This window comes from Clostridium thermobutyricum DSM 4928 (genome assembly GCF_002050515.1).
Taxonomy (GTDB): Bacteria; Bacillota; Clostridia; order Clostridiales; family Clostridiaceae; genus Clostridium; species Clostridium thermobutyricum.
The window spans coordinates 78,351-92,579 of record NZ_LTAY01000081.1 but is presented as its reverse complement, the minus strand read 5'-3'; the positions used below and the strand labels follow the sequence as shown (position 1 = coordinate 92,579).

9 protein-coding genes and 1 riboswitch are annotated in these 14,229 nt (G+C 25.4%); of the genes, 7 read left to right on the top strand and 2 right to left on the bottom strand.

Features of this window, described 5'->3' with window-relative positions:
• Window positions 1-9: 9 nt before the first annotated feature.
• The 6 genes from CLTHE_RS13935 (at window position 10) to CLTHE_RS13910 (ending at window position 7,015) form a co-directional block, all read left to right on the top strand.
• On the top strand, window positions 10-1,317 hold the full coding sequence (locus CLTHE_RS13935; RefSeq protein WP_143324085.1) for an ABC transporter ATP-binding protein: 1,308 nt from the start codon (window positions 10-12) through the stop codon (window positions 1,315-1,317).
• A 236-nt stretch (window positions 1,318-1,553) separates the two neighbouring features.
• A complete protein-coding gene (locus tag CLTHE_RS13930) occupies window positions 1,554-2,681 on the top strand; it encodes a S1C family serine protease (protein WP_080023988.1) in 1,128 nt (375 codons plus the stop codon).
• 168 nt (window positions 2,682-2,849) lie between these two features.
• Window positions 2,850-3,608 carry a MerR family transcriptional regulator gene (locus tag CLTHE_RS13925; protein ID WP_080023987.1) on the top strand — a complete coding sequence of 253 codons (759 nt, stop codon included), beginning with the start codon at window positions 2,850-2,852 and terminating at the stop codon, window positions 3,606-3,608.
• Window positions 3,609-3,843: 235 nt separating this feature from the next.
• Window positions 3,844-4,530, top strand: a complete 687-nt coding sequence (locus CLTHE_RS13920; protein WP_080023986.1) for a response regulator transcription factor — start codon at window positions 3,844-3,846, stop codon at window positions 4,528-4,530.
• Window positions 4,517-6,265, top strand: coding sequence for a sensor histidine kinase (locus CLTHE_RS13915; protein WP_080023985.1), 1,749 nt, complete (start codon window positions 4,517-4,519; stop codon window positions 6,263-6,265). Before CLTHE_RS13920 ends, CLTHE_RS13915 begins: the two co-directional genes overlap by 14 nt.
• 72 nt (window positions 6,266-6,337) lie before the next feature.
• Complete coding sequence (locus CLTHE_RS13910; RefSeq protein ID WP_080023984.1) at window positions 6,338-7,015, top strand: alpha/beta fold hydrolase; 678 nt, start codon at window positions 6,338-6,340, stop codon at window positions 7,013-7,015.
• A 20-nt stretch (window positions 7,016-7,035) separates the two neighbouring features.
• Here CLTHE_RS13910 and CLTHE_RS13905 read toward each other — a convergent pair whose 3' ends face one another.
• Entirely contained in the window at window positions 7,036-7,500 is a 465-nt protein-coding gene (locus tag CLTHE_RS13905) for a GreA/GreB family elongation factor (protein WP_002598224.1), read from the bottom strand.
• An 84-nt stretch (window positions 7,501-7,584) separates the two neighbouring features.
• Complete coding sequence (locus tag CLTHE_RS13900; RefSeq protein WP_242945654.1) at window positions 7,585-7,899, bottom strand: DUF1622 domain-containing protein; 315 nt, start codon at window positions 7,897-7,899, stop codon at window positions 7,585-7,587.
• A 240-nt stretch (window positions 7,900-8,139) separates the two neighbouring features.
• Window positions 8,140-8,223, top strand: a riboswitch (cyclic di-GMP riboswitch).
• A gap of 127 nt (window positions 8,224-8,350) precedes the next feature.
• Between CLTHE_RS13900 and CLTHE_RS13895 the strand changes: the two genes are divergently transcribed.
• Entirely contained in the window at window positions 8,351-14,119 is a 5,769-nt protein-coding gene (locus tag CLTHE_RS13895; protein ID WP_080023982.1) for a discoidin domain-containing protein, read from the top strand.
• The last annotated feature ends 110 nt before the right edge of the window (window positions 14,120-14,229 follow it).

The window sequence follows — 14,229 nt, the reverse complement described above, 5'->3', positions numbered from 1 at the left end:
TGTGTAATTATGAAGAACGCAAAAGAATTTATTAAAGTTAATAATATAGTTAAATATTTTGGAGATTCAGAAAAACCAACTTTAGATAATGTAAATCTAACAATAAATGAAGGAGAATTTGTAGCTATTCTAGGTCCTTCAGGTTCAGGAAAATCCACACTTCTTAGAATAACTACAGGTCTTATAAAACCAGATGAAGGAGAAGTTATATTAGATGGAAAAGAGGTTACTGATGTAAGTTCATCAGCTGCAATAGTATTCCAAACATTTGCTTTATATCCATGGATGACAGTTCGTGAAAATGTTGAAATAGGATTAAAAGTAAAAGGATTCCCAAAAGAGTATACAAGAGAAAAAGCAGAAGAACTTATAAGTCTTATAGGTCTTGATGGATTTGAAGAAGCTTATCCAAAAGAGCTTTCAGGTGGTATGAGACAAAGGGTTGGATTTGCAAGAGCATTAGCTGTACAACCAAAACTTTTATGTTTAGATGAACCTTTCTCAGCTCTTGATTATTTAACAGCAGAAAACTTAAGAACTGAATTAGTTGATCTTTGGCAAGAAAAAAGAATGCCAATTAAGAGTATAATAATGATTACTCATGGTATAGAAGAAGCTGTTCTTATGGCTGATAAAATTATAATGCTTAGCAAAAAACCAACACATGTTGCAGGAGAAATAAAAATAGATCTTCCTCATCCAAGAAACAGAAAATCACCTGAATTTGAAAAATTAGTAGATAAGGTTTATAAGCTAATGATAGAAGGTAAGCTTGAAAATAATGATGAAGAGGAACAAGTTGTAACTTCAGAAGATAGAGGTAAAAAGCAGGTTTCAGAAAAGCCAGTTGCAATACCTTATTCACATGTTGGAGTTATGGAAGGGCTTTTAGAGCTTATAGATGATAATGGTGGAAAAATGGATATCTATCAATTAGGGGGAGACCTTTTAATGGAGATAGATGACTTATTCCCTAATATAGAAGGAATATCTATGTTAGGATTTGCAGAAGTTAAAGAAGGGGATATATTTATAACTCCTTTAGGAAAAGAGTTTGTTGAGCTAGATAAAGATGAAAGTAAAGATTTATTTAAAGAGAGAGTTGAACAAATATCAACATTTAAGCTTATATTAAATGTTTTAAATAACAAAGCAAATCATAAAATGAAAGAAGAATTCTTCAAAGAATTATTTAAAAAATATTTCAGTGCAGATGAAATAGAAAAAATGATGGATATAGTAATAGACTGGGGAAGATATGCTGAACTATTCTATTATGACCATGATGCAGAAGAATTATATCTTGAAGAAGAATAAAATATATTTAAAAGAATCAATATTTAATAAAATAAGTTTTAATTTATAAAATTATGTTTTTATTAATAAAGATTATAAGAAGATTAAATAATATTTGATTAATAAAAGAAAAGACTAATTAGGATTTCCTAATTAGTCTTTTTTTAATAAGTCATTTAAAAGTCATAACATAAGCATTTTAAATTCATAGAAGATTTTTATAATAACATCATAGAAAATAAGAGGGAGTTGTTTTTATGAGTAAAAGAAATAAAATGGTTATGTGTATAGTTATTGGGGCTTCAGCTCTTTCATTTTGTGGTGGATTTTTAGGAAATCAATATTTAAATAAAAAAGAAGAAAAAGATATTACAGGTATTAAGTATTCATCACAAATTAATGATGTGAATAATAGTAATGATGAAAAGGAAAGTGCTTCTAAAAATGAAGAGAAAAATTCAAATGAAAGCGATAGTAATGTAAATAAAAATAATGAAAATAATACAAATAATAATTCAAATGAGAATAGTTCAAATAGTACAAGTGGAAATTTAAGCACAGAAGAAATTGTAAAGAAAGTTTCTCCAGCTGTAGTTACAGTCCAAGTTACTACAGGAGGAACTAATAGTTATAGTAGTGTTCAACAAGGAGTAGGAACTGGGTTTATAGTTTCAAAGGATGGAAATATAGTTACAAATTATCATGTTATAGAAGGAGCTAGTAAAGTATCTGTTATATTTAGTAATGGAAAAGAAGTTAGTGCAAAAGTAATAGCAGTTAATGAAAAAGATGATTTAGCTATATTAGATGTAGATGATAGTGTAGAGATGCCAGGAATAGCTAAATTAGCAGAAAATGATAATTTAAATGCAGGACAAGAAGTTATAACAATAGGAAATCCTTTAGGAAAAGAATTTTCAGGAACTGTAACAAAGGGAATAATAAGTTCAACTAGTAGAACAGTTTCTATGAATGGAGAACAAAAAGAGTTTATTCAAATAGATGCTGCAATAAATCCTGGTAATAGTGGAGGTCCTTTAATAAATTTAAAAGGAGAAATAATAGGAGTAAACACAGCAAAGAAAAGTGGAGAAAATATTGAAGGAATGGGCTTTTCAATTAAAATAGCAAAAGTTAGAGAAATGATAAATAATATTGAAAATTATAAAGTAGAAAATAAATCAAATTCAACTGAAAATTATTCAAACAGTGGAGAAAGTGGTGATTATAGTGTTCCAAGTTATGGAGGTCAATATAATGCCCCAAGCTATGGAGAATATAGTAGTCCAGATAGTGATATAGAAGAATACTTAGAAAGATATTTTAGAAATTCTCAAAATAGAAATCAATATAGAGGAACTTATAAGTGGTCTTATAGACAATAAGATTTTGTATATTAGTAGAATTTTTTTATAATTTATAAAAGAGGATTTTTATAATTATAGAATTAAAACTCTATATAAATAGAAGAAATTATTTAAAGATAGATAAAATAACTATTGACCTTATCATTACGTAATCCTTTATTATAAGATTTATAGGAGGTGCTAAGAGTGGAATATACAATCAAAAAATTAGGAGAAATAGCAGGTGTAAGTACTAGAACACTAAGATATTATGACCAAATTGGATTATTAAAACCTTGTAGAATAAATTCTTCAGGATATAGAATTTATGGAGAAAAAGAAGTTAATTTATTACAAAGAATTATGTTTTATAAAGCTATGGATATGAAACTAGAAAAGATACAAGAAATAATTCAAAATCCTAATTTTGATATGGAAAAATCTCTTAGAGAACAACAAAGAATCTTAATTTCTAAGAGAGATGAATTAGATAAACTTATAGAAAATATTGAAAAGACAATTGCTTATAATAAAGGAGAAATAGATATGACAGATAAAGAAAAGTTTGAAGGGTTTAAAAAAGAAAAAGTTAATATTAATGAACAAAAGTATGGAAAAGAAATAAGAGAAAAATATGGAGATAAGGTTGTAGATGAATCTAATAAGAAGTTTCTAAATCTTACAGAAGAAGAGTTTAAATTAATGAATGAAACAGAAAATGAGATGTTTAAAGACTTATTAAAAGTATATGAAAATGGAGATTTAGATTCAAAAGCAGCAAAAAATGTTTATGAAAATCATAAAAAATGGCTAAGTTTTTCATGGCCAACTTACAAAAAAGAAGCTCATAGAGGACTTGCAGAAATGTATGTTATGGATGAAAGATTCTCTAAATATTATAATGATAAAGCGGGAAAAGAAGTTGTTAGCTTATTAAGAGATATAATTTTAAAATATACAAAATAATTTAAGGCACATGTAGAGAGTGATTTATCTATATGTGCTTTTTTATAAGTCATAAATAAGTCATAACTTTTATACTCTATAATCACAATTTTACTATTATATAAAGTTATAATTATATTACTAATACTAAAAAGAAAAATATTATTTTAATGGTTAAATTTAGTTTTAATGTATTTAAATAAGAAATTTTTTAAGTTATTATGTTATTAAAATATTATAATAATGGAGGGAAAGCATGAAAAATAAAACTATTTTAGTTGTTGAAGATGAAGTAAAAATAAATAAAATGATTTGTGATTATTTTAAATTTAATGGATTTAATGTTATTAAAGCAATGGATGGATTAGAAGCAATAGAAAAGTTTAATGATGATATTGACCTTATTATTTTAGATGTTATGCTTCCTGGTATAGATGGCTTTACTGTTCTTAGAAAGATAAGAAAAAAATCTAATGTTCCAGTAATAATGGTTACAGCTAGAGCTTGTGAAGAAGATGTTTTAATGGGATATGAATTAAAGGTTGATGATTATATTAGTAAGCCATTTAGCTTAGAAATTTTACTTGCAAAAGTAAAAGTTCTTTTAGATAGAATTGATTTTATGTTACATGAAGTAAAGGAAAAGAAAGATATTATAGAATACAATGGAGTAAAGATAGATAAGCTTAAAGTTAAGGTTTATATAGATGATGAAGAGGTAGAGTGCGAACTAAAGCAATTTGAAGTTTTAGAGTACTTAATGGAAAATAAAAATATAGTTATATCAAGAGAAAAGCTATTAGAAGAAAAATGGGGATATGATTATTTTGGGAATACGAGAGTTGTAGATGCTCAAATAAAAAAATTAAGAAAAAGCTTAAAACATAAATCCTATTGTATAAAAACTGTCTTCGGTGTGGGGTATAAATTTGAAGTTGAATAAGTTTATAAAAAAAAGTATATCATCTAAAATTTTCTTAATGAACTTAATTGTTTTAATTTGCATAATAGTAAGCCAGCTTATATTTCAAGCTCTATATTTTGAGAAATATTATTATAATGAAGAAAAGAAAATTTTAGAAAATGAAATAAATAATTTTAATAAATTTTTAGAAACAAATAATAATCCAAGAGACATAATGGATTATATACAAAATATAAAGAGAAAAGAAAATGTAGATATTTCATTGATGAATTCTAACTTTAAAACAGAAGTAGGAATGGAATCTTATATGGGAGGTTCATATATTGAAGTAAAAGGAAGTTCTACAGGAAAGATTTATAAAGTGCTATTAGATCAAATTTCTAATATAGAAGTAAAGAAAAATGATAAAATAACTGTCTATGGAATTATAGATAAATATGGATATGTAATTCCACTTGAAATTCATATAAATGGACATGATATTAATTCAAGTTATACACTTATTCCAGAAGTAGTACTTGATAAAACATCATCAATAAATACAAAAAATATTGTAGAGTTAAATGGGACTGTAGAAGATAAAATAGATGAAAGCCCAGGATATTTCACAATTAGTAATTTAGGAATGTATCTAGAAAATGTTGACAAGGGAAATATATATTTAAATAATGAATATATAGGTAAAATAAAAATACCTAATAGTATAAATGAATTCTTACTTGGAAGTAAAAAAATAAATAATGGATATATAATAGCAGTATCACCTTTAGCAGAAGTAAATGCTGTTTTAGGAGTTATGAACAATTATTATTTAATAGTATTCTTAGTAGCATTATTGGTAGTTGTAGTAATTTCATTTATATATTCAAAAATTTTAACAAAACCTTTAATTGAAATGAGTTCAATAGCAAAAAAAATATCTAAATGTAATTTTACAGATAAATATAAAGTTAAAAGTGAAGATGAATTAGGAGAGTTAGGAGGTGCATTAAACTTAATATCTAGCAACTTAGAGGAAAGTTTAAATGATTTAAAAAATGCAAATAAGCAGTTAAAAAGTGAAATGGAAATACAAAGAATTCAAGAAGAAAAAAGAAAAGAGCTTATAAGTAGCATTTCTCATGAATTAAAAACACCTATAACTATAATTCAAGGAAATATAAATGGAATAAAAAGTGGAATGTATTCTGAAAATGTATATAATGATATTTTAGAGGAAACAAACAGATTAAATGAATTAGTTATGGAAATGTTAGAAGTTTCTAAACTAGAATCACCAACATTTAAGCTTAATAAAGAACCTTTTGATTTAGGTGCAGTTGTATTAAAAGAAATAGACAAGTTAAAAGGTATTGCAAAAGAAAAATCATTAACTATAAATCATAATAATTATGATGAATTAGTAGTAATAGGGGACGAAAAAAGAATAACTCAAGTTGTACAGAATTTTTTAACTAATGCTATAAAGTACAGTCCAGAAAATGAAAATATAAATATAGATATAAAAAAAGAAAAAGAAAAATATATATTTAGTATAGAAAATTTTGGAGTTTCTTTAAATGAGGATGAACTTTCAAGAATTTGGGATTCATTTTATAGAAAAGAAAAATCAAGAAATAAAAAGTTTGGTGGAACGGGGCTTGGACTTTCAATAGTAAAAAGAATTTTAGAAATTCATAATAGTAATTTTGGTGTTGAAAGTGGAGTAAATAGTGTTAAATTCTACTTTGATATGGATGAATGGAAAGAATAATTTTAATTTAAGAAGGTGGACACCATTAAGATATCGGATTACAAAAGAGAAATATATGTTAATGGAATAAATATGACATATTATAAAATAGGACAAGGGGAACCACTTATAGTTTTACATGGAAACAGTCAAAATAGTAAAAACATGAAAAAAATCATAAATAGATTTAAAGATAGATTTGAAATTTATGCTATAGATAGTAGGGGACATGGATTAACTAAGCATGAAGGAAAAGAATATACTTTAGAAGATATGAGTAATGATGTTGTTGAATTTATAGAAAAATTAAATTTGAATAATGTAAATATAATTGGTTATAGTGATGGTGGAAATATAGCTTATAGAGTTGCAATAAGAATGCAAGATAGAATTAATAAGATTATATTATTATCACCTAATTATAGTCCTAAAGGAATGAATAAGTTTTTTATGATGTGGCTTGGTATAGCATCTTTTGTGCTAACAATATTTAGTTTTATAAAGTTTGTTAGAGATGTAAAATATAGAGTCTTATTAATAACGAGAGATGAGCATACTAAGGAAGAAGATTTAAGAAAGATAAATTGTGATACTTTATTGATTTATGCAGGAATAGAAATAATATTAAAAGAGCATATTGAAAGCTTTAAAAATAATATTAAAAAAGCACAATTAGAAAGAGTGAAAGTATCAACTCATTTAGATTTATTTAGTAGAACAAAAGCCATAGATAAAATAGAAGAATTTTTAATTAAGAAAAAACCACGATAAGATAAATATCGTGGTTTTCTTTATAAGATTTCTAAAACTTCAACTGTATAATCTTCACCAGGAGCTTCTACTTTAACTACATCTCCTACCTTTTTACCTGATAAAGCTTTACCTAAATCAGATTCAATACTAATAAGCATGTTTTCAGGGTCTAAGTCAAGAGTTGTTACTAAAGTTACTACAACTTCATCATCATCTTCAACAAATTTAATTCTTGCTTTGCTGTTTATTCCAAGAACAGATTTATCTAATGTGCTATCATCAATTACAGTTGCAGTTGAAATCATAGTTAAAAGATATTGTATTCTATTATCATTTTCTCTATAGTTAGCACAAGCTTCTTTGTATTCAGCATTTTCTGATCTATCTCCATGAGCTGCTGCTACTAATTTTTCTTTTGCTATTTCAGCTCTTTTTACAGTCATTCTATATTCTAATTCTTCTCTTAATTTTTTTATATTTTCTTCAGTTAATGTATTATTCATAAAAAAATCCTCCCCGCTAATATATTCTTTTAATATTATATACCATAGAGTAAAAAATAAAAATGCTTTACTATATCTATATAATTATTTAGAATTTTGAACTTCTTTATCTAAGAAATAAGAAATGAGTGTTCTTATAATAACTAACGCACCTAAAACAAGAATATCTTTTAAATCAGGTTTTACAATAGACTGAATTATATCACTAGCTATTAAAATTTCAAAAGATAATAAAATGTATGAAGCAAGTTGATTACGCAAAGTTTTATTATTTTGAGAAAGTAAATTTAAATTTTTAGTTTTTAAGCTTGTTTTAGTAAAATAATATGTAGCTAAAATTACACCAAAAATAAGAATAATAATTGCTATACAATCCATTATTAATATTATTTTTTCCATGATACTATTTATATTCATAAATAAATTTCACTCCAATTTTAATGTTTTAGTTATTGTTAGCAAAATTAAATTTATCTATTCAGTACATTATTTTAATAAATTAGAATACAGAAATTTTAAAAATATAATTTAATTAAAATACAGTCATAATAAATTTTCTATAAGTTAAATAACATTTGTAAAGTAAATTTATATTTATATTAAAAAATTATACATAAGTATATGATAATATTTTTTTAGAAATTTAATAGGCAAACCTTGGGAAACCTTGGGACGCAAAGCTAAAGGGACTAAAGTTTTAAACTATGTCAGCCAGTTGCCGAAAAGTTTTAATCTTTTTGATTAGTAGACTATCTTTCGGGGCTAGTCTATATTTTTTTGCCAAAATGGATTGGAATCTTTAGGGTAATAAATTTTGTATTTAGAATTTTTATTTTAAGGAGATGAAAAAATGAATAAGAAAAAAATAATGTCTGTAATATGTATAGCTGCAGTAACAAGTTATTCAATAACACCTGCATTAAGCAGCTATGCAACCACTTTAAGTAATAAACCAGTTCAAGTAGAAGCTAGTAAAAATGTTAATGTAGAAGCTAACAAAACTATTAATACTGAAGAAAATGTTAGTAAATCAATTCCATTAAAGGATTCTAATATAACTCTTTATGGAAACTGGGGAGGAATATATAAAGTTTTAACTTTAGGATTTAATCCTGATTCTATGAAATTTACTTCAACAACAAGTAGTAATCCAATATATTTTTGTGGTGCAACTTGGGCAGATGTTTATACAGTAACTTTATATAATAATGATGGAACAGTAGAAAGCACAAAAATATTCAAAGGTGCAAATACTAATAACCAATTTAATAGTTATATTAAAGGCTTAACATTTAAATATGGAGATTATTTAAAAATCCAATCTAATGGATTATTTATGAGTTTAAATGGGCAAGAAAAATCAAAAGATACAATATATGTTCAAATTGAAAAAGATGGATTAAAACCGGTAAAAAATGAAACTAAAAATTTAAAGGCAGTGTACGGAACAAATGGAACAGTAGTTACAGGAAACACAGAAGCTAATAAGAAAGTTTATATTATAGCAGATGGAAAAAGTTATAATACAACTTCAAATAGCAATGGAGATTTTTCATATAACTTACCAATCAATATAAAGTGTGGTTCTGATATAGGTATTCAACCAGAAGGAGCTATGGAAGAAACAATTAAATCTGTAATAAATACAAATGAATATAAATTAGCTACTAGTAAGTTAAATATTTATAATTGGTGGGGAACATTATCAGGAATCGTAAGCTTTAATCCTCTAACTAAAGAGATGAGTGTTTCTGGGTATAATCCATATTTAGGTCATACAGAAACACAATGTATGAAAATTTCTCTTTATAATTTAAAAAATTCATCAATAATAAAATCAGAAGTTATAAAAGGAAATGATACAACAAAAACTTTAGATGCTATGTTAAACAATCAAAGCTTTAATTATGGAGATGTTATAGGAATTAGTTTTGATAAATCACAAACAAGAGTTGATGTATTAAATAACAATAATAATATAGGAAATACAACTGGTAATGAAGAATATTTTAAAATAACACAAGATGGATTAGAAAAAGTAAATGGTGATATAACTGTAAATCCATTAAATATTTTAACTTCAAATAAAATAACAGAAACAAATGTTACAGGTAAAGCTAATCCTAATGCAAAGCTAAAAGTAACAGTTAATAATAAAGAATTTTTTGGACAAGCTGATGCTAATGGAAACTATAATATAAAAATAAATGATTCAGAAGGCTTTAATATTAATACAAAAATTATTGTTTCAGAAGAAAACCATATTCCAGTTGAAATTACACCAGGAGTAAGTACAGGACTTCAAATATCAAAAAGCTCTATAACTTTTAAAAATGCAAATAAGAGAAATGCAGTAAAGCTTACTTTTAATCCTATAAATATGAAAATAAATGCAAATGCTGAAAATAGTATATTTGGTACAAGCACATTAAATTATTTCAATATAAAATTAATTGGAAATAAATATGGACAAGCTTTAAAGGATATAAATGTTCAAGAAGGAAAAACTGATGAATTTGTAAAAGAGATTAATAATACAAGCTTTGATTATGGAGATATAATCGCTATTTCAGTTAATCAAGAAGTTGGACTTTCAATAGGAGAGCCAAGTGTTCAAAATGTAAATGGAGCTCTTAAAACAAATTGTGTTGGAAACACAGAATATTTCCAAATAACTAAATCAGGTTTAGAAGAGATACAAAATAAAGATTTAAAAGTAAATCCTATTTTATATACAGGACAAAGCACTACACAAGTAAGTGGTAAGACTACGCCAAACACTAAAGTTAATATTTGGTTTAATAATAAAAATCAAATAGTTCAATCAAATGAAAATGGTGATTTTACTACAACAATACCAACAAGTGATATTACAGTTGGTTCAGTTATAAGAGTATATGTAAATAAAGATAATGCAATGCCAGTTAAGGTTCAATATGATACTAATATTTATAACATTGTAAAAAATAGAATTGAAGTGGTGAATGATACAAATATACCAATGTGTAATATTACATTTGATCCATTACAAAAAACTATTTCAGCAACCAAGGAACCTCTTGATAAAACATATACAGGAACTTTTTATGGAAATGATTTAGATATAAAAATAATTAATCCTAATAATGGGGAGGTTATTTATAATTTCACATCAAATAAAATTGATGATTTAGATGGATTTATAAACAGTATAAATGGAAAAACATTTAATATGGGAGATATAGTTCAAATCTCTTATACTCAAGGATTAATAAAAGCAAATGTTTTTAATGATAATAAACAAATAGGGAATACAACAGGACAAAGGGAAGATTTTGTTATTACAAACAAAGGGTTAGAAAGTATACAAGATAAATTTATCAATGTTAACGGGTTAGATATTTTAGGTGGAGAAAAAGTAACAAGTACAAGTCTTACAGGGAAGGTTAGCCCTAATGAAGATGTTAATGTAACAGTGGATGGAAAAGTTTTTAGTGGAAAAGCAGATGAAAATGGAAACTTTAATATAAAAATAGAATGTAGTAACGGATTTAATCAAGATACAAAAATAATTGTTTCAGCAAAAGGATATATAAATACAATAGTTAAACCAAAATTAGAAAAAGATATAAATTTACAAAAAAGCTCTATAAATCTTTATAACAATGATGGTTGGTACGGAAAAATACAATCTAATATAATATTTAATCCATATACAATGAGAATAGAAGTTAACAATTATACAAATAGTTTTGGAAATGGACAAGAAAATTATTTAAATATAAAATTATATAATTCTAATGGAGAAGAACTTTTATCATCAGAAATAAATAATGGAAGTACAAGCAGTTTACAAGAAGCTTTAGGTGGTAAAAGCTTTAATTATGGAGATATAATTGGAATTTCCTATAATAATAAAATTTCTAAACCAGTAATTTTAAATGGAACTCAGGCTTTAGGAAATATATCTGGAGAATGGGAATACTTCCAAATAACTAAAGATGGATTAGTTAAAGTTAATTTTGGAAAACAAGCGAATACTACAAATGTTTATTGGGATAACGGAAACTTAGTAGTAAATTCTGTTTTAGCTAAAGGACAATCAAAAGATATACTAAATGGAAATAAACAAATTATAGTAAAAGACTCAAGTGGAAAAGTTGTTTATTCAAACGAAACACAAAGCTTAAATGAAAATGGACAAAGTGAACTACAAGGAATTATAAGCTCTAACTTTTTAAATGAAATAAAAGAAGGAGAAAACTATACTATTTTATTAGAAATAAACGGACAAGAATTTAATATTAAAGTTAGCTCAAACACAGAAAGTAATGGAGATTATGTAGTAAGTGCTAATAATGAAAATAATTTAAGCTTAGTAAAAGAAAATACAAGAGCAAATGGAGTAAATTTAACTAATTCAAATGAAATAAGTTCTTATGTAAATGGATTAAATAATAATTTAAATGTAAAAAATATAAATTTAAATAATATAAATGATTTAATAACTGGAAAAGTTCAAAGTTCTTTACTTCAAAAAGAATTAATTGATAGAGTAGGTGTTCAAAACCTTCAAGATTTCTTTAATAAGAGTGAAAGTAATAAGGATTTTATAAATTGGTTATTAAATAATAATACAGCTTTAACAGAATATTTAAATGGACCAAGTCCAGATGGAACAAATCTAGAACCAGGACAAAAAAGAGGAACAGATTTAGATGCTCTACAAGTTTGGTCAAATATTTGGAACACATACACAAATTCTAGAAGTGGATTTAATTTAAAACTTGCAATAGCAGTAGCTTTAGCAAATGCAACTCCAATTCCAGCATGGCCATGTAGTGGATCAGTTGGAAGTCCAGTAGAAAGATACAATATATTTGAAACATTAAGTTCAGAAGGTGGAATGTTACCAATATTTAAAACATTAGATGTTTCACATTTAACTTATATTGTTGACACTAGATTACCAAATTCAGAAATAGCAACTGCAAGAGCAATAATAATGCAAAATCATAATGCTTTTATAAATATAAAGGATATAAATGATATTGCATATACAATACATTACAATATAACTTATGATGGAAAAAGTGTATTCCAAAGTGGATTCTATGGAAAAAATCCAACTATATTAAATGTTTGGCGTAATGGTGGAGTTTGTGGTTCAACTTCTGAATTAGGAAGTATTGCATGTCAAGTATTTGGTTTACCTGCAAGATTAGTTGGACAACCAGGACATGCTGCATTTATTTATTATAATGACAATAAAGTTTGGACTATTGGAAACAATATATTTGGTTGGTCAAAAAGTACTGGATCAGATATGAGTGGTTGGTCAAAAGGAATAGCAACTAGCGGAAATGTAGTAAATTATGATTTATTATATGAAAAAGCAGATGACAATAATTTAAGAAAATCAAATGAATATTTATGGATGGCAAATTCACAAAGCTCAAATGAAAACAAAATGATATTAATAAATAAGGCAATAGAAGTTCAGCCTTTAAATGTTCGTGCATGGTTAGATAAAATAAATTTATTAAAATCAGAAAAAGATACAAATGTAGAAGATTATATAAATGTTAGCAATGGAATAATTAATTCTTTAAAAGATTATCCAATGCCAATGACAGATTTACTTTTACAAATAAAAAATGAAATATTAAATTATGGTAGCCAAAATCAATATAATGATTTTATAGACAATATAAAAAATGCACTTTCTATAAATGAAAGTCCTGACCAAAAAGAAACTGCAAAAAATCTATTAAATAGTTTAGAAGGTTTTGGTTTAATAAAAAATGTTATTTCACAAAAGAATATGTCTATAGCAGGATATTCAACAGAACAAAATGATACAACATATTCAATAAATAATATATTAGATGGAAATCCAGATACTACTTGGCAAAATATTTGGAATGGTTCTGATAAACATCCTTATGTAGAAATAAAATTGGATAAAGAATATAGCTTACAACAAATTTTATATCTTCCAAGACAAACAGGAAATACAAATGGAAATATTCTAGAATATAAACTTTATACAAGTTTAGATGGTAAAAACTTTACAGAAGCTGCAAGTGGAACTTTCGATTATAAAAATGGAGATAGAAGTGTTCAAACTATAAATTTAGATAATGTAAAATGCAAATATATTAAATTAGAAATTGTTAAAGGGGTAAGTGGATTAGCAACAATAGCAGAAATAAATATGGTAGGAACTGAAGTTAATCCTACAGTAGAACCTAAAAAAGAAGTTATAAATACACAAAGCCCTAAAGGAGATTCTACTAAAGCTAATACAGATAATAATATAGAAAAAAATAAAGCAGTATCTAAATCAGAGGCTAAAACAATAGAAAATACCTCAAAAGATTCAAAAGCAACTGAAAATACACAAAATGGAACTAAAGTAGAATCAAAAACAACTGATAGTACATCAAAGGACATAAAATCAGAAGTGAAATCAGCTGATAATACAAATAAAGAAATAAAGCAAACTGAAGGTAACCAAAAGGAATCAAATAAAGTAGAAAATAATAATACTTCAAGCAGTAGTACACAAAGTGGTTTCTTAAATTGGATAATTTCTAAAATAAATAAAATTAAAAATTTTTTTAGTAGCCTATTTTAACACTTAAATATATAAATCATATGAGAAATACATCTTAAATTTTAGGATGTATTTCTTATTTTTTATATAACTACTTTTGGAGAAACTTTAGAGCTAGAAGAATTTAGAAT